Source organism: Aeromonas sp. INTO2, assembly GCF_049860605.1.
Lineage (GTDB): Bacteria > Pseudomonadota > Gammaproteobacteria > Enterobacterales > Aeromonadaceae > Aeromonas > Aeromonas caviae.
The window spans coordinates 851110-870872 of record NZ_CP187588.1; the positions used below are offsets into that span (position 1 = coordinate 851110).

Genomic DNA, 19763 nt, shown 5'->3' on the forward strand with positions numbered 1-19763 from the left:
AACAACCCGTTGTGTTGGAAACGAACCGGTAAGGAAACAGGGATCATGACCGAACATGTAAAGAGTTACTACGCAGCCAGTGCCAACAAACACGCGCCCTATCCCACGCTCACCGAGCAGCTGGAGTGCGACGTCTGCGTCATCGGCGCAGGCTACACCGGCCTCTCCAGTGCGCTGCATCTGGTGGAGAAGGGGTACAAGGTGGTGGTGCTGGAGGCGGCCAGGGTCGGCTTTGGCGCCAGCGGCCGCAACGGCGGCCAGATCGTCAACTCCTACAGCCGCGACATCGACACCATCGAAGCGAACTGCCCGCCGGATCAGGCCAGGCTGCTCGGCTCCATGTTGTTTGAGGGGGGCCAGATCATCCGCGAGCGGATCAAACGCTACAACATCCAGTGCGATCTGCAGGAGGGCGGGGTCTTTGCCGCCGAGACCGAGAAGCAGCTTCACGAACTCAAGGCGCAGAAGGCGCGCTGGGAGAAGTGGGGCAACGACCAGCTGGAGCTGCTCGATGCCGACGGGGTGCGCGAGGTGGTCGCGAGCGATCGTTACGTCGGCGCCCTGCTGGACAAGAGCGGCGGCCATATTCATCCCCTCAACCTGGCGCTGGGGGAGGCGGAAGCCATCCGCATGCAGGGGGGGCTTATCTTCGAGCAGTCCGCCGTCACCAGCATCACGCCGGGTCAGCCGGCGTTGGTCAAGACCGCCAAAGGGGCGGTGAAGGCACGCTTTATCGTGGTGGCCGGCAACGCCTATCTCGGCAACCTGGTGCCCGAGCTCGCCGGCAAGAGCATGCCTTGCGGCACCCAGGTGATCGCCACCGAAGTGCTGGGAGAGGAGCGGGCCCGTTCACTCTTGCCACAGAACTACTGTCTGGAGGATTGCAACTACCTGCTCGACTACTACCGCACCTCCGGCGATCACCGGCTCATCTATGGCGGCGGCGTGGTCTACGGGGCGCGGGATCCGGCGGACATCGAGCGGCTGATCATCCCCAAGATGCTCAAGACTTTCCCGCAGCTGGCCGACGTCAAGGTGGAGTACACCTGGACCGGCAACTTCCTGCTCACCCTGTCGCGCCTGCCGCAGTTTGGCCGCATCGGTCACAACATCTACTACATGCAGGGCTACAGCGGCCACGGCGTCACCTGTACCCATCTGGCGGGCAAGCTGCTCTCCGAGGTGCTGAGCGGTCAGGCGGAGCGCTTCGATGCGTTCGCCAGGCTGCCGCACTACCCCTTCCCGGGTGGCCGCCTGCTGCGCATCCCCTTCACCGCCGCCGGCGCCGCATGGTACACCCTGCGCGATCGCCTGGGGGTGTGATGACAAGGTGGCCCGCCAGGCAGGCTGGCGTCAACAAGAAGAGGGAGGCGTTATGCCTCCCTCGTTTTTTGTCGTCAACCTGCCGGGGTCCTGACGGGGCTAGAAGCGGTAGGGGAAGCGGATCCCGATGGTGTAGTCCGGTGCGTCCGTGGTGAGCCCGGCAGACCAGTTGACCGCCATGGAGAGGTTGTCGGTGATGGCCCAGGTCGACCCCATGCCAAAGCTGGCGGCGTTGGCATCGGAGCCGGTAACCTTCTCCATGGCAAAGCCTTCGGACCCCTGCTCGGACTCCATGGTGACGCGCTGGTTGATGTTGAAGGAGAGGCTGAAGCGTTCGTTGAGGGCGAATGCGACCCCCAGGCCATATTCATACCAGTCCCCCAGCTGGATGCTGCCGGGCTGGTTGCCGGGCTGGTAGGAGATATCGTCAAAGTCCTGCTTGAGGCTGTGACCATAGTTGAGGCTGGCAAACAGGATGGCGGGATCCATGGTCTTGACCAGGGAGAAGCCGGTGGAGAGCTGCCAGAGCCCGTTGCCGGTGGCGAGCTCCTTGGGGGTCACCAGGTTGCCCGATTCCGAGGTGTTGATCTCGATGCCGTAAGGATCCTTGCCGGTCGGCGCCTTGGCCCGGAAGTTCCATACCAGATCCGGCCAATCTTCGCTCTCGGCCATGACCCTGTAGTAGATGGCGAGGCTGAGATCCCCCAGACCGCCATCGCTGACGCTCTGCTCCTCGAAGTCGCGGCTGGAGTTCTCCTTGCCGGTGCTCTGGTAGTTGGTGTTGCGGAACATGTAGGGGAGGGCCAGCTCCAGTTGCCAGCGATCGTTGAGGGTGTAGCGGGTGATGACATCCGCCGTCCACTGATCGGAGCGCACCCGATCCAGGTTGATTTCGCCAAGGAAGATGGCGTCCAGGGCGAGGAAGCCGCGCAGGGCGAGATCCTTGCGGTTGTAGTGCTGGTAGGAGAGGCCCACATCGACGGTCAGGGCGCGGTCGAACACATTGTGCTGTTCGATCATCAGGTCTTCGGTACTGCGGCCGACTTCCGGCGTGCGCCGTGAGGCGTCCTGCTGGGTGGAGGCGACGGCGGCCCCGGCTCCGGCGGTTGCCGTCGTGGCACCGGCGGCCTTGACGGCCTCCAGGCGGGCCTGGAGCTGATGAAGGGCCTGGTTTTGCTGGATCAGTTGCTGGCGCAGGAGATCCAGCTGTTGTTGCAGGGCCTCCTCCTCGGCCGTGGCCCCCCAGCAGGCGAAGGGGGCGAGGGCAATCAACAGCATGCGAGACTGTTTCATCGGGATACGTCCTTGTTGTTTATCATCCTTTCTTATAGTTCAGCCCCGGGAACTCACCTGCTCTCAGCGCGAAAACCAGATGCGGGTCTGATTGAGCGTCTGCAAACCGTCCCCCCTGACCTTGTTGAACTGCAGCAGCCCCCGGCTGAAGTCGGTACCGCGCAGGCTCTGCTCCAGCAGGACCCGGCCGTCGGAAGAGTGTAGTTGCAAGCCGGCATAATTCCCCGAGACCCGATAGGTGGCGGTACCAAGATCGCCCTGATGCTCGTAGCTGCCCGCCTGAACCAGGTGTCCCGTCATGGTGGGGGGGGTCAGTTCAATACCGGCCTGGTTGACCGAGCTGTTGCCACTCCCCTCCAGTTGAACGACCTGCACCAGCCCGGCCCCCTGCACCTGGGCCTCCTTGGCGGGCGTGGCCGCGGGCTTGACCTCATCCTTGACGCGCACATCCAGCTTGGGTTTGTTTTGCACAATGCTCAGCGCCAGGTTCATGGCCGCCGTCTGCTGGGCCTGGGCCGTGGTCAGTGACGAGATGAACTCGATGCCGAAGTAGCTGATGCCATGGCTGCTGACATAGCGGCCGCGCAGGTGGGCCAGCTCCCCGTCCGCCAGTTCGGGCGCAAAGTGGTCTGACAGATGGGCCAGCGGGTCCGGTGCTGCCAGCAGCGGAGAGGCGATGCCACCCAGGCTGCAGAGGAGGCATAGGGCGGGTCGGGTATTCATGATGACCTCACATTAGCTCTTTGTGCTGAAAACCGAATTCCAGCAGGGATGTTTCATTGACCGGGGCGAAGAGCCCATCCTTGCCTCTGACAGAGAGCGGGGGAGAGGGGTTGGCAAGGGGGGCATCGGGACGATAGCCCGCGCCGATGACGGCGAGGAGGATGCCGTTCCAGCTCTCCTTGAACTCCTTGAAGGTGATCACCCGGTTGCCGAGGGCCGGGTCTGCCAGATAGACGCGATCATGGCGATCGATGGCCCGCAGCACGGCAAAGTGCTGATAGCCGCGAATGTTGAGCAGGACGATGGTAGGTACCCTCACCTGGCGCAGTTTTTCATCGCCCAGTCGATACCCTCTGACCCGCATGCCGAGCATTTGCAGGTACTGCTTCATGTCGAGCATGGAGAAGCCGTAGTGCTTGACCTGCTCCGGGTCTGCCATGGCAAGCATGCCATCCATGACCCAGCGTTCATTGGTTGCATGGCCGTAGGCGTAGCGCAAGATGGTGGCGACGGCGGCGGCCCCGCAGCTGAAATCCGTATGTTGGCGCTCGATGTTGGCGTACCGGCGCTCCAGAATGCTCTGCACCGGTTTGTTGAGATCCCCCAGTGCCGGGAGATGCTCCCCCAGTGGCACCGAGCCCGCCCAGACGGCAGGACAGCACAGCAACAGCAACAGCCAGCGCATTCAGACCTCCAGTGTCAGGGAAAAAGGGGGCACTGGGCCCCCTCGCATCGACTTACTTGGCAAACCCTGCGGCCAGCGAGAGATTGTTCGCTTGCAGGTTGTTGGTCCCCGAGGAGACGTTCACCCCGATGTTGCCCACGGCACCGTTGAAGGCGCCGCCATCGATGGTTGCCCGGTTGAAGGTTTCGCGGCTGGTGTAGGTGTTGACCACGGGAATATACCCGACGGCGTACCCACTGAGCTTGATGTCACCCTCTTCCTTGAACTCGAACTTGCCATCATCTTTCGGGTTGTTGTTGCCGTACCTGTCGTTGTCATTGTCGTGGCCATGTCCTTTCTTGACATCATGACCGGTACCGCCCCCTTCGTAATCGCCCCAAGCCTTGAGACCGAGGAACACACCTGCCTTGTCAACCGTCTTGGTTGCACTCAGGCTTTGGTTTTCGGTCATGTTCTTGGAGACGCTCTGGCTGTTGGCCACGGTGGCCACGGCCATGTTGCCGGTGGACACGGAGGCTGCCATGTTGTTGGCCTGGACGTTACCCGAGCCCGAGGTCACGTTGACCCCGATGTTGCCTGCGGCATCCTTGAAGGCCCCATCGCCCACACCGGCCTTGTTCTGATGGCCGTGATTGGTCGTCCAGTTGTTGCTGGCGCTCTGGGTGGAGAAGACCTCGGCATCCGACGATCCGCCAGGGGCGCCGTGTTGTTGTTGACCACGACCCATGATGAACTCGGCATCGACCTCGTCATAGGCGGCCAGGGAAGCGCTGTTGCCCTGTACGTTGGAGTCACCGGCTGCGACGTTGGCGCCGATGTTACCGGATGCACCCTTGAACGAGCCGTCGATCTTGCTCGTGTTCTCCGTTCTTGTATTGGCGGTGCCTATCATGGAACTGGACTGCTGGTTGTCCACGACGGCCATGCCGAGTTTGTTGACGTTGATGTAGCCGCCGACATTGACCCTGCCTTCGTATTCCACATCGACTTCTGCCTTGACCTTCTTGGTCAAGGTTGCCCCTGTCTCATCTCTGTCACCGCGGTAATCGGCGGATGCAGTGCCCGACATGGCCATGATGACCGCGGCGGCTAATGAGCTATAAATAAGTCCACGCATAATGAGTCTCTCCATTGAACTTTCAGCGGAAGATATGCCCATCGGCTGATACCCCCGGGCCTGGCTTCCTATCCCTGCGGCATCATGGGGATGCCGTTACTGCGCCAGCCAGGGGCAGGGAAACCATGTTGACTGACTGGTTTCCCTGTCCCGTGACCTGGTTCACCTGAATGACCCCCTTGCTGCCCGTGAGGGCGGTGTCATCCAGATAGATGCTGGTAGTGGTGTTGGCGGGGGGCTTTCCCCCTGGGGTCTTCGCGACGCTGGAGCTGAGATTGATGTCGGTCACGACACCCAGGCCGCTGTCATCGAGGGACAGGGCGAAGGCGTTCAGTTGCTGGTTGCCCTCACCCGCCCCCTGATTGATGCCGACCAGTCCCCGGTTCTGGCTCAGGGCCGAGCCCAGGATGGCGACGCTCTGGCTGCCGTTCAGATTGGTGGTGGATTGATTCAGCTGGCCAAATTGAATGACGGCCGGACCCGAAATGGCGATGGCGGCAAGATTGCCTTGCTGGTTGTTATTACCGGCAACCATATTGACGCCCATGGAACCACGAATATTGCTCAATGCCTGAGCACCGAGATCGACCCGGTTTTGTGCCAATGAGGGGGTGGCAAATGCCAGAAAAGGAAATGTTGCCAATGCAATATATGTCTTCATGTTCTGTCTCCATCTGCCAGGAGGGCTTATTGGAGAGAGCAACGACCATGCCAATTGGCAATATTTTGATTTTTAACTGTTTTTTATTTGATATGATTGTTTTTATGTCTCAATGTTGAGAGCGACATATTATGTCGCCAAGTAAGCGCTTATTTATCAAAGGGTTTATTTTTTCTCACCGATATTTTTGCCGTCTCAATATTGTGGTGCCATCAGTCTAAAGGCGGGATGGTTTATAGTTATCATCGTCTGGCCATATTAAACGGCGCCATTTGATGATAAAGGGAGTTATCTGGATAAGTCGTCAGCGTCAGACTCCCTCGTGCAGTGGTGATAACAAGGAGTTGTCCCTATGACAGAAACGGCATTGTTGCTCATCAATTCATGTGCCGTACTGGAAAGCCTGCTGGAACAAGGCGAGTGGCAGGTGGAGCAGGTAAGCTCCCTGGTGGTGGCAGAGAAAAAACTGCAGGAAAAGGACTATCCCCTGGTGCTGGTGGTGATCGAGCATCAGCAGCACGAAGCCCTCTACAACCTGATAGCGCAGCACTCCGGCGCCTTGTGGATCGGCCTCATCCAGCGGGACTGTCTCGCCAGCGAAGCCCTTCGCAATTTGCTGGCAGCCTGTTTTCATGATTTTCACACCTTTCCCCTGGACAGAGACAGGCTCTCCCACAGCCTGGGACATGCCCTGGGGATGGCGCGCCTCATCCGGCGACACCGCCCCAGACTGCAACCCCAGCTGCGTTTCATCCAGGGGGAGAGCGCCCCCATCCGCCAGTTGCGCGACCAGATCGTGCGGTTGCAGCATTGCCGCCTGCCCGTACTGGTGACGGGACCGAGCGGCACGGGCAAGGAGCTGGTGGCCCGGGAGCTGCACTACAGCACGTTCGGGGAGGAGAGCCCCTTCGTCGCGGTCAATTGCGGGGCCATGCCCCATCAGCTCATCCAGTCCGAGCTGTTCGGCCACGTCAAGGGGGCCTTCACCGGGGCACAGCACCACAAGATAGGCAAGATAGAGGCCGCCGATGGCGGCACCCTGTTTCTCGACGAGATAGGGGAGTTGCCACTGGAGGATCAGGCAACCCTGCTGCGCTTCTTGCAGGAGCAGTGCATAGAGGCGGTGGGCAGCCACCTGACGCGTCGTGTGGATGTGCGGATCATCGCGGCCACCAATATCGATGTGGAGCAGGCGGTGGCCAGCGGCGGATTTCGCATGGATCTCTATTACCGGCTCAACGTGGTGCGCCTGCGCACCCCGGCCTTGTGCGAGCGGGCGGAAGACATCCAGCTCCTTGCCGATGACATTCTGGCGGAAGTGCGGGGCGGGCGGGTGCTCAGCTTCACCCGCAAGGCGCGCCAGGCCATGCAGTCCTATGGCTGGCCGGGGAATGTGAGGGAACTGCGCAACCGGGTGCAGCGGGCGGTGGTCATGTGCAGCGGCCCCTTCATCGAAGCCGATGACATGGAGCTGACCAACATGGACAGCCTGCTGCTCGACGGCTCGCTCAAGGCGGTGCGCGAAGCGGCGGAGCGTCAGGCCTTGCAACGGACGCTGGCCCGCTTCCCCGATCAGCTCGAGGAGGTGGCCCGCACGCTCGATATCTCCCGGGCCACCCTCTATCGCCTGCTGGACAAGCACGATCTGCTGTGAGGGGACGGCAGTATCGCCCCGTCATGCAAAAAGCCCGGGCAGCAGGCCCGGGCTGCTTGTCTGGCCCCATCGTGGGGACTCGTTACTTCGATGAGCTTCAGGCCATCTCCATGGCCAGGTGACAGAGTCGCCGCGCAGCCTCCTCCTCGCTCTTGACCACCTGATGCACGCCGCGCACGCGCAGATGATGCACCTCCTCGTGCTGGTGGGCACAGGCGGCGATGCGCATCAGGGCGCCGTATTCCTGCGCCCTGATGGCTATCTCACCGGCCAGCAGGCTGTCATCCAGGGTGATCAGCAGCCAGCTGGCGTTGGGCAGCGCCGCCGTCAGCAGATCCTGCTGGATGGGATGGCCCGCCAGACAGGTGATCCCCATGGCGCGCCAGGGGGCCAGCAGTCGCTCGTCGGTGTCGATCACCACTATCTCCCTGCCTTGTTCATGCAACTGCCGGATGAGGTGCTGACCTATCTCGTCGGCGCCCACTACCACCACATGGCCCTGCAAGGGGCAGAGGTGAGGTGACCCATCGGTGCGTGGATCGGGATGGCGCCTCAGCCAGCGCTCCGCCTGGTTGAAGACCAGCGGATTGAGCACGATGGAGAAACAGGCGCCGACCAGCACCAGATCACGGGCGACTCCGGGGACCAGCTCGAGCATGACTCCGAGACCCATCAGGATGAAGGAGAACTCCCCCACCTGTGCCAGGCTGGCGGAGATGGTCAGCGCCGTGCGCTGGCTGTGGCCAAAGAGCCGCACGATGGCGAAGGCGGCCACGGATTTGCCGATCACGATGACGAACAGGGTGGCCAGCACGGCCAGGGGCTCGCGCAGCAGGATGACGGGGTCGAACAGCATGCCCACGGAGACGAAGAAGAGCACGGCGAAGGCGTCCTGCAGGGGCAGGGTGTCGTTGGCCGCCTTGTGGCTCAGATGGGAGCTGTTCATCACGACGCCGGCGAAGAAGGCGCCGAGGGCAAAGGAGACGCCAAACAGCTTGACGGCGCCAAAAGCGATGCCCAGAGAACAGGAGAGGACGGCCAGGGTGAACAGCTCGCGGGAGCCGGTGGCGGCGGTGCGGGCCAGCAGCCAGGGGATGAGGCGGCGTCCGCCGATGACCATCAGGGCGATGAAGGCAGCCACCTTGGCCAGGGTCAGGCCGATATCCGCCATCACCTGGGCCGGGGTCAGTGCCTCGCCCCCTTGCTGCAGGTTGGCGAGGATGGGGAGCAGTACCAGGGCCAGCACCATCACCAGATCCTCCACGATGAGCCAGCCGATGGCGATGCGTCCCTCGTTGGTGTCGAGCTGGCCGCGGCTCTCCAGGGCGCGCAGCAGCACCACGGTACTGGCGGTGGAGAGGGCCAGGCCAAACACCAGGCCGGCGGTCACGGTCCAGTCGAGCAGTTGGGAGAGGCCAAGGCCGAGCAGGGTCGCAAGGGTTATCTGGACGATGGCTCCCGGGATGGCGATGTGTTTCACCGACAGCAGGTCTTTCACGGAAAAGTGCAGGCCGACACCAAACATCAGCAGGATGACGCCGATTTCGGCCAGCTCGGGGGCGAGCCGCAGGTCGGCGACATAGCCCGGCGTAAAGGGGCCGCATACCACGCCGGCCGCGAGGTAGCCCACCATGGGGGAGATGCGCAGGCGGCTTGCCAGCATGCCGAAGAGGTAGGCCAGCACGAGGCCGCCTACCAGGGTGGTGATAAGGGGGAGTGAGTGGTCCATGTCGTCACCTCGCTAATGGCAGTCAGGGGCTACCAGATCACCCGAAGGCGAAGAGGGCAGCTGTCAATGAGCAGGGGGCGAAAGAGACAGAAGTTGGCCGTATCAAGGGGAAATCTTGAGGGCAACAGATGCCGTTTCTATTGAAAAGTAATGCATTTATATGCCATGAGCAACACTGTTCCAGTTTTTTCGTTGATTTTGATGAAAAGCATCTTTAATGCATTGCGATTGGGTGAAAAGAGTGTGCGGTTAAAGAAAAATTGGCAGAAATAATCAATCTATGATGATATTGGGAGGCAAGGGAGAACACCTATGAGCACACGGCATGGAGGAGGCTGGCCTCCTCCATGGTGAACGAGGGTGCTGAAGGGGCATCACTCTCCCCTGGCGACCCCCTCACGTCTGGGGTCTGCGGCTCCCAGCCAGCCGCCGGCATGGCGCTGGACGCCCTGCAGCCCGGAGGTCTGCTCGTTAAGCAGGACCTCGTGCCCTCTGGCCTTGAGCCCCTGAACCACGGCGTCGGGCGTGCGCCCCTGCTCCAGCTCGGTGGGGCCGTTGCGACTGCCGAAATTGGGCAGGTTGATGGCCTGCTGCAGGTCGAGCCCCCAATCCTGGGTGCCGAGCAGCGCCTTGCCCACGTAGTTGATGATGGCCGAGCCTCCCGGGGAGCCCAGGTTCATCTCGAGCTCGCCGCTTGCCTTGTCAAACACCAGCAGGGGCGACATGGAGGAGCGGGGGCGCTTGCCGGGCTCCACCCGATTGGCCACCGGCAGGCCGGCGGCGTCCACCGAGGTGAAGGAGAAGTCGGTGAGCTGGTTGTTCAGCAGGTAGCCGTTGACCATCAGCCGCGAGCCGAAGCCATCCTCGATGGAGCTGGTCATGGCCACCGCCATGCCGCTCTTGTCCACGATGGAGATGTGGCTGGTGGAGGGCAGCTCCGGGGTGGCGTCCCGGCCCCTGGCCAGCGCCCGGGGCGGGTTGCCGGGCTGGGCGACGCCCATGGAGCGGTTGCCGATAAGGTGCCCCCGCTGCGCCAGATAGCCCTTGTCCAGCAGGCCTGTCACCGGCACGTCGACGACGTCGCCGTCGGCCACATACTGGTTGCGATCGGCGAAGGCGAGGCGTGCAGCCTCGCTGTAGAGGTGAATGGCCTCGCTGGAGGCGGCCAGTTGACCCTGCTCCCCCTGTACCGGTTTGAGTGCGGCCATGTCCCGGCTCTCCAGCATGCCGAAAATCTGGCCAAGGGCGATGGTGCCGGAGGAGGGGGTCGGGAAGCCGCAGATCTCGCTCTGGCGATAGTCAAAGCAGAGCCCGTCCCGCAGCTTGGCCCGGTAGCTGGCGAGATCGGCGGCGCTCAGCACCCCGGGGTTGGTCGGGTGGGCGTGCACCTTGGCCACCATGGCCTCGGCCAGCGGGCCGCGATAGAAGGCGTCGGGGCCATCGCTTGCCAGGGTACGCAGCACCCTGGCCAGGGCCGGGTTGGTGAGCCGGGTACCGGCCGTCTTGGGAGTGCCGTCCGCCTGATAGAAGTAGGCACGGGCGTCCGGATCCCCGGCCAGATAGGGATCTTTTGCCAGCAGGGTGGCGAGGCGGGGGCTTATCACGAACCCTTGTTCCGCGAGGGTGATGGCGGGTTCGAACAGCGTGGCCCAGGGCAGCTTGCCATAGCGCTCGTGCGCCAGGGCCAGGGCACGCACCGTGCCGGGGGCGCCGACGGAGCGCCCGCCCACCACCCCCTCATAGAAGGCCATGGGTTTGCCCGCCTTCATGAAGAGCTGATCGGTGGCAGCGGCGGGGGCTGTCTCCCGGCCATCCACCGCCGCCACCTGCTTGCCGTCCCACACCAGCATGAGGGAGCCGCCGCCGATACCCGAGGATTGGGGCTCCACCAGAGTCAGCACCAGCTGGACGGCGATGGCTGCATCGACGGCGCTGCCCCCCGCCTTGATGATCTGGTAGCCCGCATCCACTGCCAGCGGGTTGGCCGCCGCCACCATGAAGTCACGGCCCTGCCAGCCCGGTTTGTCAATCCAGCCGCTGGCCGCCTCCGGGGCGATCAGGGTCTGGGGAGGAGGGACATAGTGAAAGCCATCCTGGGAGGCGCAGCCGCCAAGCAGGCCGAGGGCGACCAGCAGGCCGAGGGGTTTGAGGGACATGACAGGCTCCTTGTCGGTTTCTTGTTCACCTGCCGAAATGTGTCACACTTGGAGCTTGATTAAAAGTTTGTCTTAATACTCATATGGTTACAAAACTATCAAGGAGGCGCTCATGACACACCGGGGGACGCTGGCGAAACCTTGCATGGCGGGGCTGCTCTGCCTGTTGCTGGCGGCCTGCGGGGAGCCGACCTTCAGACCGCTGGCCCAGGGGGAGACCCTGCTCGCCTTCGGGGACAGTCTGACCGAGGGGCGCGGGGTGAGCCCGTCCCAAAGCTACCCCAGCGTGCTGGCGACCCTGAGCGGCCATCCCGTGGTCAATGGCGGGGTGTCCGGAGAGCTGAGCCAGGCCGGCAGGGCCCGCCTGCCCGGGTTGCTGGCCCGGCACAGACCCGCTCTGGTCATCCTGCTGGAGGGGGGCAACGACATCCTGCGTGGCAGCGGGGAGGCGGCCCTCAAGGCCAATCTCGCTGCCATGATAGAGGCGGTGCAGGGGAGCGGGGCCCAGATCCTGCTTGTCGGGGTGCCCCGAAAATCCCTGTTTGCCGATGGCGCTCCCCTCTACGGGGAGCTGGCAGAGCAGTACGGGCTGGTGCTGGACAACGACAGCATCGGTGAGTTGCTGCGAGACCCGGCCCTGAAGTCCGATGCGGTGCATTTCAATGCCGAGGGTTACCGCACCCTGGCGCAGCGACTTCATCGACTGTTGCAGGAAAGGGGGGCACTCTAGCGAGATGTCATGCTGCCGGGGCAGTGCGCCATGCTGCCGCAATCAATGGGCTCAGGGGATTGCGCGGCGGGAGGGCGGCGGCGCTACCCCGGAGGGGGCCAGCCCGTGGCGATGATGCCGATGGAGATGAAAAAACCGCCGTGAAGGCGGTTTTTTGCAATCAGGCTGAGCCAATTTGCTTAGATGGACTGCTCTTCACCGCCCAGGGCAGCAAACAGGGCCGGGATGAACTGGGAGAGCTCGGCGGTGACCAGGGCGAAGTCGGCGTCCAGGCGGGCGGCGGGATCTTCACTGGTGACGTCGTCGTTCTGCTCGCGCAGCTCTTCGCTGAACTTGAGGCGCTTGATGGAGAGATCATCCCCCAGCACGAAGCTCAGGGTTTCGCCCCAGTTGAGGGCCAGCTTGGTCACCAGCTTGTCGTTGGCCAGGTGATTCTTGATCTCCTCGCTCATCAGATCCTGCTGCTTGCAGCGGATGATGCCGCCGTGCTCCATGGCGCTGCGCAGCTCGGCTTCGTCCTCCAGGGTGAAGGCGGCGGGCAGGTTGCCCTCATTGAGCCACTCGGTCATGGTGATCTCGGGCGGGTTCTTGAGGGCCACCGGCACTACCGGCAGGGAGCCGATGGATTTGCGCAAGAGCGCCAGCAGATCGTCCGCCTTCTTGGCGGAGCCTGCATCCACCACCATCAGGTTGTCGGCAGGGTTTATCCAGGCGAAGGTCTGGCTGGTGCGGCTGAAGGCGCGGGGCAGCAGGGTGTGCATGATCTCCTCTTTCAGCGCTTCTTTTTCTTTCTTCTTGAGGGCGCGACCCTGTTCGAATTCAATGGCCTCTACCTTCTCCGCCAGCATCTCCTTGACCACGGTGCCGGGCAGCATCTTCTCTTCCTTGCGAGCGCACAGCAGGATGTGGCCAGAGGCGGCGTGGGTCAGGGTGGAGCCGAATTTGCCAAGGGGCTTGACCCACCCGAACCGGGAGATGTCCTGGCTGCCGCAGGGGGTGAAGGCGCAGGCTTCCAGCTGGGTTTCCAGCTGCTCAACGGTCAGGTCGAAGGGGCGGGTAAAGCGGTAAATCTGCAGGTTTTTAAACCACATGGCGTCCTCGGTCTCTAGATTGTCCGGCGGGCATTGTACTAGAGAGGCGCTTTGTGATCAGCCAATCATTCTCGCTAAATAAAGGGCGATCGACCTCACAGGGCCCCACCTTGATCCCCCGGGAGCGGGCCCAACTCCCCTAGACTGCGAGTGTTCACATTGCTGACAAGGAGGCGACCATGTTGAGACAGAGTCGGCCGGAAGACATGGAAGAGATCGTCGAAATCTGGCTCCTGGCCTCCCTGCAGGCCCACGATTTCGTCGATGCCTCCTGCTGGTGGCAGGCTCAGGAGGAGCTGCGTACCCGCTACCTCGATCACGCCCGCATCTGGGTGTTCGAGGAGCGAGGGGACCTGCTCGGCTTCATGGCGCTGGTGGATGATTACCTGGCTGCACTCTTCGTGCGCCCCGATAGGCAGGGGCGGGGGGTGGGGCACGCCCTGTTGCAGGAAGCCAGATCCAGATGTGCCGAGCTGCATACCCGGGTCTTCGTGGAGAACGAGCCTGCGGTGCGTTTCTACCGCCGCCACGGCTTTGAAATCGGGGGGGAGGTGCCCGATCCCCTCACCGGTCATCTTCAGTACCAGATGCATTACCAAGCCGTCTGAATCTGACGTCTGGGGCTGCCCCGGTTGAAAACGGGGGGCTCCATCCTCATCTTGTTTCCATCCCGGGGCGCCCTCGCCCCCGCTCTCTTCTCCTTATCGAGCCGTTTTCCATGAAGATCCTGCACACCGCCGACTGGCACCTCGGTCATCAGCTTCACGGCCACGACCGCCGCTTCGAACACGACGCCTTCCTCGACTGGTTGGCCGACACCATCAAGACCCGCGACATCGATGCCCTGCTGGTGGCGGGCGATCTGTTCGACACCGCCAACCCTCCCGCCAGTGCCTGGCAGCAGCTCTACCGCTTCCTGGCACGGCTGCGGGCCGAGCACCCGGCACTGGAGATGGTGCTCATCGGCGGCAACCACGACTCTCCCTCCAAGCTGGATGCCCCCCACGAGCTGCTGCGCGCTTTCGACCTCCATCTGGTGGGCAGCATCAGCCGGGACGACGAGGGGCGCCTCGAGACCGAGCGCCTGCTGGTGCCGCTGCGAGGCAAGAACGGCGAGGTGGCCGCCTGGTGCGCCGCCGTGCCGTTTCTGCGCAGTAGCGATCTGCGCCCCGACGGGCTCAGGGAGGGGCAGGACAGACTCATCGAAGGGGTACGCCAAGTCTATGAGGCGGTGCTGAGCGAGGGGCGGGCGCGCTGCCATCCGGATCAGGCCCTCATCGCCATGGGCCACGCCTATCTGGCGGCGGGCCAGCTCTCCGAGCTCTCCGAGCGGCGGGTGCTCGGCGGCAACCAGCACGCTTTGCCTGCCGAGCTGTTTGCCGCCGCCGACTACACGGCGCTGGGTCACCTGCACCTGGCCCAGAGTCCGGCCGAGGGGGTGCACTACAGCGGCTCGCCGCTGCCGCTCTCGCTGGCCGAGGCGAATTACAACCATCAGGTGCTGGAGGTGACGTTTGAGAGGGGCAAACTGGCCCGCCTTGAGCGGATCCCGGTGCCCCGCGCGGTGGAGATGATCCGGCTGCCCCAGAGCGGCCTTGACGAGGCGCTCCAGGCCATCGAGGCGCTGGCGCTACCCGCTTGCCCGCAGCAGGCGCAGCCCTTCCTCGAGGTGCGGCTGCTGCTGCCCAAACCCGAGGCCCGCATCCGCGAGCGCGTGCTGGCCGCCATCGGCGACAAGCCGGTGCGCCTTGCCCGCATCACGACCAGTTATCAGGGCTCGGGCCAGGGGCTGGCGGATGGTGCCGGCCAGCGCAGGCTCGATGAGCTCTCCCCCACCGAGGTGTTTCGCCTCTGCTATCAGCGTCAGTTCGACGGGGAGCCGGAGGCCGAGCTGGTGGCGTCGTTTGAAGAGATCCTGGAGCAGGTGAAGGAGTCCAGCCAATGAAAATCTTGTCGCTGTCAGGGGAGAATCTGGCCAGCCTGACCGGTCAATTCACCATCGATTTTGCCGGTGGCGCTCTGGGGGCTGCCGGCCTGTTTGCCATCACCGGCAATACTGGCGCGGGCAAGAGCACCCTGCTCGATGCCATCTGTCTGGCGCTCTACGACGAGATGCCGCGCTTTATCGCCAATCGCAAGAATGTCGCCGAAGTGGGCCGCATGGATGACGAGGAGAAGCTCAAGGCCAACGACGTGCGCGGCATCCTCAGCCGCGGCCACGCCAGCGGTTTTGCCGAGGTGCAGTTTCGCGGCTGTGACGGCCGCATCTGGCTGGCCCGCTGGGCGGTGCGCCGGGCCCGCAACCGCGCCGAGGGGCGCTTTCAGGCCCAGGAGCGCAGCCTGACCGACGTGGCGTCGGGCCAGGTGTTCAGTGGCAGCAAGCGGGAGCTGCAGGATCGCATCGACGAGCTGGTGGGGCTCTCCTGGGAGCAGTTTCGCCGCGCCGTCATCCTGCCGCAGGGGGAGTTTGCCGCCTTCCTAAAATCGAGCGCCGATGAGCGTTCGGCCCTGCTCGAACGGATGACTGGCACCGAGCTCTACTCCGCCATTTCGGTCCAGACCCATGAGCGGGCGCGGGAGGAGCAGCAGAAACTGGCTGCCATCAGCCAGCGGCTCGGTGACGTGGCGCTGATGGACGAGGCGACCCGCGAGCAGTGGGTGAGCCAGCAGATAAGCCTTGCCACCAGCCTCAAGCACGAGCAGCAGCAACAGCAGCTGATGCAGGACTTGCGCGATCTCAACGGCCGCATCGCCGCCCAGTTGCAGGCCTGTCAGGAGGGAGAGGCGGCCCTTGCCGCGGCCGAGGTGGCCCACGCTGCGGCCGCCCCCGAGCGGGAGGAGTTCGCCCGCGCCGAGCAGGCCCAGGTGGCCCGCGCCGATCACGACGAGCTGGCTCGCCTCACCCTGGAGGTGCAGCAGCAGGAGAAGGCGCTGGCCGAGCTTGGTCCCGAACTTGGCAAGCTGGAGGAGCAGACCCAGCAGAGCGCCCTCACCGAACAGCAACTGCTGGCGGAGAAGATCGCCGCCGAGCGCGAGTGGGGCGCCCTGCAACCCGAACTCAAACGGGCGCAGGAGCTCGACACCCGCATTCGGGAAAAGCAGCAGCAACTGCAGAAGATCCAGCAGGAGGGGGCGCAGGAGCGGGAAGTCCAGCTCACCCTGGAGCAGGGCTGGCGCCAGCAGCGCCAGCAGGTGGAGCAGCTCAAGGCCCAGCACCAGCAGTGGGGGGCCTGGCTTGAGGAGCACAAGGAGCTAGCGCCGGTGGCCCGCCAGTGGCAGCCCCTGCTCACCGCCATGCAGGATTGGGCCGAGGATGCCGACAGGCTGCAGCAGCTTCTTACCCTGCGCGAGCACAAGCTGCGTGCCCTCAGGCAGTTGCAGCGCCAGCTGGAGCAGGGGCAGCAGGAGCGCGACTACTGGCAGCGCGAGCAGGCGCGGCTGCAGCAACAGCAGCACGAGCTGCAGGAGCAGCAGTGGGAGGGGCGCCTGGCCAAGGCGCAGGAGCAGTGGCAAGGGCAGACCGAGCAGCTCGGCCAGCTGCGTCAGCTGCTGGAGCTGGCGGACTATGGCCGCAATCACGGTGAGCAGCATGGTCGCCTGCAGCAGGAGATCGCCCAGCTGGAGCAGGCGCTCGGCAAGCTGGCCATCCTCGGCGACGAGCTGACGCCGGCCCGCGAGCGGCTCGCCCTGCAACGGGACGAGGCACGCCACGCGCTGGAGCAGTCCCGTGCCATCGCCAGTTTCGAGCAGCATCGCCACATCCTGCGCGACGGTGAACCTTGCCCGCTGTGTGGCGCCGAGGAGCACCCCTATCACCAGAGCCAGCCGCAGGTGGCCGGTATTCTCGGCCAGCTGGCGGAGCGCGTCCGCAGCCTGGAGCTTGAGTGGGATCGGCTCAATCACCAATACATTCAGTGCGAGAGCGAACGCCAGGAGCTGGCCCGCCAGCTAGCGGTGCGTCAGCAGCATCTGCCTGAGCTGGAGACGCGCGCCGAGCAGCTGACCCAGCGCTGGCAGCAGCTCGGCGGTGCCGAACTGCTGGGCCATCCGTTGCCGCTGCGTCAAAGCCCAATCGAGTGGAACGAGTTGATGAGTACCCTGCTCGGCCGCGGCCAGAGCCTGGAGCAGGGGCTGGCCCGCAGCCAGCAGCAGCTGCGCGAGGCCCAGCAGGGGCAGCAGCAGTTGCAGGCCGTGCGCCAGCAGCTGAGCCAGCTGGCCAGCCAGCACCAGCAGTTCGAGCAGCAGTGGCAGGAGGCCGACCGCCAGCGCATCGCCCTGGAAGGGGAGGTGAAGGGGATGGGCGAGCAGGAAACGACCCTGCGCCAGCGCCTTGAGCAGGGGGGCAGCCGGCTCGATGAGCAGATGGGAGGCCAGCCCTGGCGTCAGTGGCTGGGCAGCCAGCAGTGGCACGAGTGGCAGCGGGCCTGCGAGGCCTGGCTGCACGGCCAGAGCGAGTGGGAGCGGCTGACCGGCGAGATTGCCAGCCTCACCCCGGCCCTGAGCGCCCAGGAGGCGCGTCTGCAGACCCAGCGTGAGCTGCTGCACAAGCTCGAACGCGACTACAAGGAGCATGAACAGCAACGGCAGGGGCTGGTTACCAGTCGTGCCACCTGTCTGGGGGGGGAGGAGATTGCCCTGGTCGAGAGCCGCTGGCAGCAGCGGCTGCAGCAACTGGCCAGCGAGCGGGAGACGATGCAGGGGACGGCCCGCACCCTGCGCGAGCGCCAGACCGAGCTCAAGACCCGTCTCAGCCATCTGGAGCAGGAGAAACAGGTGAGCAGTCGGCGGCGGCGGGAGGTGCTGGGGCGCTGGGCTGCCCACGCCAGCAGTCTCGGTATCGCCGAATATGACCTGCGCCGCCTGCTGGCCATGAGCCCGGATGAGCTCAAGGGGCGCCGCGCCGCCTTGCAGGCGCTGGAGGATGCCCGCGCCGAGGCGCGTACCCGCTTGACCGAGCGGCAGCGGGCGCTGGCGCTGGAGGAGAGCAAGCGGGATCGTTACCGCGAGCATCACCCCGAGCTGGCCGCGTTGGCGCCACAGGAGCTAGCCAGCCGGCTGACGGCGCTGGAGGCGCACTGCCGCACCCTCGACGAGCAGCTGTTCCAGTGCAAGAGCACGCTGGCCCAGGCCGAGGCGGCGGCCCTCAAGGCGGGCACCTTGCAGGAGGAGCTGGCCGCCCAGCAGGCGGTGGCGGATCACTGGCAGCGACTCTCCGATCTCATCGGTTCGGCCAGCGGCGCCAAGCTGCGTACCTTCGCCCAGAGCCTCACCCTGGAGCGGTTGCTGCTGGAGGCCAACGCCCAGCTCGCCGAGCTCTCCCCCCGCTATCGGCTGGAGAGGGTGCCCGGCACCGATCTGGCGCTGCAGGTGGTGGATCTCGACATGGGGGACGAGGTGCGCTCGGTAGATTCCCTCTCCGGCGGCGAGAGCTTCCTGGTGTCGCTGGCGCTGGCGCTGGCCCTCTCCAGCCTGTCGTCACGGCAGACCCAGGTCGAATCGCTCTTTATCGACGAGGGCTTCGGCACCCTGGATCCCGACAGCCTGGATCTGGCGCTCTCCAGTCTCGACTCCCTGCAGGCGGCTGGTCGCCAGATCGGGGTCATCTCCCACGTGCAGACCCTGGTGGAGCGGATCGGCGTGCAGGTGCGGGTGGAGGCCCTCGGCGGCGGCGAAAGCCGGGTAGTGTTGCCCGGATGACGACGTGTCGCCCATGACCCTCCATGAACAAAAAGGCCCCTGTCACAGGGGCCTTTTTGTTGGTGTGCAACCCGTTGCTGGTTATTTGCGCTCGGGCAGCATATTGGTCAGGGTGTTGTCCTTGAGCACATGGTGGTGGTAGATGGCTGCCGCTGCGTGCAGGGCAATCAGAGCATAGCCAATGCTGGCCAGCGTCTCGTGCAACTCCTTGATAGTGCCCTTCAGGCCGTCATCGGGGGCGATGAGGGCGGGGAGCGCCAGGCCGAAGAAGGGAATGGGTTTGCCCCCTGCGCTCAACAGCAGCCAGCCCAGCAGCGGGGTGAGGATCAGGAAGCCATAGAGCGCCAGATGGGCGAGCTTGGCCAGCGTGAGCATCAGGGGGGAGAGCTCGGGCACGATACGCGGTGAAGGGCTACCCACGCGCACCAGCAGGCGCACGACCACCAGCGCCAGGATCAGCAGACCCACCATGAAGTGAAACTCCTTCATCAGGTCGCGGCCGGCCGACCCTTTGGGGAAGATGTCCCTGAACTCCATCAGCGCATAGACGGCGATCATCAGCAGCAGGGTCAACCAATGCAGCCCTATGCTCAGGCTGCCATAACGTTGTTCGGTATTTCTCAGCATCGTTGTCTCCTCGCCACTTAAGCGGCTTATCTCTTTTCATCCCGTCTCATATCGAGCCAAAGGACCCGCAGGTATCCCTCTTGAGGGTACTCGGCTTGCTTATGCCCGTGTCGATCTCGATAACAATTCTGCCTTTCTGCCTTTCTGCCTTTCTGCCTTTCTGCCTTTCTGCCTTTCTGCCTTTCTGCCGTCATGCTGACCTGTGCGGGAGCCCATGGAGTATCAGGAGATGGAAGGGGCAAAAAAAAAACCGAAGCACCAGGCTTCGGTTTTTGGC

15 protein-coding genes are annotated in these 19763 nt (G+C 64.0%); 6 read left to right on the forward strand and 9 right to left on the reverse strand.

The genetic code is table 11. The features are described from left to right. The first annotated feature begins 45 nt into the window (after nucleotides 1-45). The gene (locus ACPW74_RS04105) at nucleotides 46-1323 is read left to right on the forward strand and encodes an NAD(P)/FAD-dependent oxidoreductase (protein WP_103244474.1); all 1278 of its coding nucleotides are present in this window, start codon (nucleotides 46-48) and stop codon (nucleotides 1321-1323) included. Nucleotides 1324-1422: 99 nt separating this feature from the next. Here the strand turns inward: ACPW74_RS04105 and ACPW74_RS04110 are convergent, their stop codons facing one another. From ACPW74_RS04110 to ACPW74_RS04130, 5 genes are all read right to left on the reverse strand, one after another. Continuing rightward, nucleotides 1423-2616 carry a transporter gene (locus tag ACPW74_RS04110; protein ID WP_042864210.1) on the reverse strand — a complete coding sequence of 398 codons (1194 nt, stop codon included), beginning with the start codon at nucleotides 2614-2616 and terminating at the stop codon, nucleotides 1423-1425. 63 nt (nucleotides 2617-2679) lie between these two features. Continuing rightward, a complete protein-coding gene (locus tag ACPW74_RS04115; RefSeq protein ID WP_226043932.1) occupies nucleotides 2680-3339 on the reverse strand; it encodes a hypothetical protein in 660 nt (219 codons plus the stop codon). 7 nt (nucleotides 3340-3346) lie between these two features. Further along, entirely contained in the window at nucleotides 3347-4024 is a 678-nt protein-coding gene (locus ACPW74_RS04120; protein ID WP_039039335.1) for a C39 family peptidase, read from the reverse strand. A 52-nt stretch (nucleotides 4025-4076) separates the two neighbouring features. After that, nucleotides 4077-5036, reverse strand: coding sequence for a hypothetical protein (locus ACPW74_RS04125; RefSeq protein WP_010673558.1), 960 nt, complete (start codon nucleotides 5034-5036; stop codon nucleotides 4077-4079). A gap of 187 nt (nucleotides 5037-5223) precedes the next feature. Continuing rightward, complete coding sequence (locus tag ACPW74_RS04130) at nucleotides 5224-5802, reverse strand: hypothetical protein (RefSeq protein WP_223302574.1); 579 nt, start codon at nucleotides 5800-5802, stop codon at nucleotides 5224-5226. A gap of 352 nt (nucleotides 5803-6154) precedes the next feature. Between ACPW74_RS04130 and ACPW74_RS04135 the strand changes: the two genes are divergently transcribed. After that, entirely contained in the window at nucleotides 6155-7456 is a 1302-nt protein-coding gene (locus tag ACPW74_RS04135) for a sigma 54-interacting transcriptional regulator (protein ID WP_425858574.1), read from the forward strand. Between the two features lie 97 nt (nucleotides 7457-7553). Here ACPW74_RS04135 and ybaL read toward each other — a convergent pair whose 3' ends face one another. Then, nucleotides 7554-9185, reverse strand: coding sequence for a YbaL family putative K(+) efflux transporter (gene ybaL, locus ACPW74_RS04140; protein WP_109112435.1), 1632 nt, complete (start codon nucleotides 9183-9185; stop codon nucleotides 7554-7556). 374 nt (nucleotides 9186-9559) lie between these two features. Further along, entirely contained in the window at nucleotides 9560-11341 is a 1782-nt protein-coding gene (gene ggt, locus ACPW74_RS04145) for a gamma-glutamyltransferase (protein ID WP_216944498.1), read from the reverse strand. A gap of 112 nt (nucleotides 11342-11453) precedes the next feature. Here ggt and ACPW74_RS04150 point away from each other — a divergent pair, with 112 nt between their 5' ends. Next, nucleotides 11454-12071, forward strand: a complete 618-nt coding sequence (locus ACPW74_RS04150) for an arylesterase (RefSeq protein ID WP_216944497.1) — start codon at nucleotides 11454-11456, stop codon at nucleotides 12069-12071. Nucleotides 12072-12250: 179 nt separating this feature from the next. Here the strand turns inward: ACPW74_RS04150 and rdgC are convergent, their stop codons facing one another. Next, nucleotides 12251-13162, reverse strand: coding sequence for a recombination-associated protein RdgC (rdgC, locus tag ACPW74_RS04155; RefSeq protein WP_010673564.1), 912 nt, complete (start codon nucleotides 13160-13162; stop codon nucleotides 12251-12253). A 179-nt stretch (nucleotides 13163-13341) separates the two neighbouring features. Between rdgC and ACPW74_RS04160 the strand changes: the two genes are divergently transcribed. The 3 genes from ACPW74_RS04160 (at nucleotide 13342) to ACPW74_RS04170 (ending at nucleotide 18859) form a co-directional block, all read left to right on the forward strand. Beyond that, on the forward strand, nucleotides 13342-13770 hold the full coding sequence (locus tag ACPW74_RS04160) for a GNAT family N-acetyltransferase (RefSeq protein ID WP_010673565.1): 429 nt from the start codon (nucleotides 13342-13344) through the stop codon (nucleotides 13768-13770). A gap of 110 nt (nucleotides 13771-13880) precedes the next feature. Further along, on the forward strand, nucleotides 13881-15107 hold the full coding sequence (locus ACPW74_RS04165; protein ID WP_043155829.1) for an exonuclease SbcCD subunit D C-terminal domain-containing protein: 1227 nt from the start codon (nucleotides 13881-13883) through the stop codon (nucleotides 15105-15107). Then, nucleotides 15104-18859: an AAA family ATPase gene (locus ACPW74_RS04170; protein ID WP_425858575.1), complete on the forward strand. Its 3756-nt coding sequence runs from the start codon at nucleotides 15104-15106 to the stop codon at nucleotides 18857-18859. The genes ACPW74_RS04165 and ACPW74_RS04170 overlap by 4 nt, the downstream gene beginning before the upstream one ends. A gap of 81 nt (nucleotides 18860-18940) precedes the next feature. Here the strand turns inward: ACPW74_RS04170 and ACPW74_RS04175 are convergent, their stop codons facing one another. Continuing rightward, nucleotides 18941-19486, reverse strand: coding sequence for a cytochrome b (locus tag ACPW74_RS04175; RefSeq protein ID WP_425858576.1), 546 nt, complete (start codon nucleotides 19484-19486; stop codon nucleotides 18941-18943). Nucleotides 19487-19763 lie beyond the last annotated feature (277 nt).

Coding starts and splice junctions, on each gene's coding strand:
- ACPW74_RS04105 (WP_103244474.1), top strand. CDS start 46: ATGACCGAACATGTAAAGAGTTACTACGCAGCCAGTGCCAACAAACAC.
- ACPW74_RS04110 (WP_042864210.1), bottom strand. CDS start 2,616: ATGAAACAGTCTCGCATGCTGTTGATTGCCCTCGCCCCCTTCGCCTGC.
- ACPW74_RS04115 (WP_226043932.1), bottom strand. CDS start 3,339: ATGAATACCCGACCCGCCCTATGCCTCCTCTGCAGCCTGGGTGGCATC.
- ACPW74_RS04120 (WP_039039335.1), bottom strand. CDS start 4,024: ATGCGCTGGCTGTTGCTGTTGCTGTGCTGTCCTGCCGTCTGGGCGGGC.
- ACPW74_RS04130 (WP_223302574.1), bottom strand. CDS start 5,802: ATGAAGACATATATTGCATTGGCAACATTTCCTTTTCTGGCATTTGCC.
- ACPW74_RS04135 (WP_425858574.1), top strand. CDS start 6,155: ATGACAGAAACGGCATTGTTGCTCATCAATTCATGTGCCGTACTGGAA.
- ybaL (WP_109112435.1), bottom strand. CDS start 9,185: ATGGACCACTCACTCCCCCTTATCACCACCCTGGTAGGCGGCCTCGTG.
- ggt (WP_216944498.1), bottom strand. CDS start 11,341: ATGTCCCTCAAACCCCTCGGCCTGCTGGTCGCCCTCGGCCTGCTTGGC.
- ACPW74_RS04150 (WP_216944497.1), top strand. CDS start 11,454: ATGACACACCGGGGGACGCTGGCGAAACCTTGCATGGCGGGGCTGCTC.
- rdgC (WP_010673564.1), bottom strand. CDS start 13,162: ATGTGGTTTAAAAACCTGCAGATTTACCGCTTTACCCGCCCCTTCGAC.
- ACPW74_RS04160 (WP_010673565.1), top strand. CDS start 13,342: ATGTTGAGACAGAGTCGGCCGGAAGACATGGAAGAGATCGTCGAAATC.
- ACPW74_RS04165 (WP_043155829.1), top strand. CDS start 13,881: ATGAAGATCCTGCACACCGCCGACTGGCACCTCGGTCATCAGCTTCAC.
- ACPW74_RS04170 (WP_425858575.1), top strand. CDS start 15,104: ATGAAAATCTTGTCGCTGTCAGGGGAGAATCTGGCCAGCCTGACCGGT.
- ACPW74_RS04175 (WP_425858576.1), bottom strand. CDS start 19,486: ATGCTGAGAAATACCGAACAACGTTATGGCAGCCTGAGCATAGGGCTG.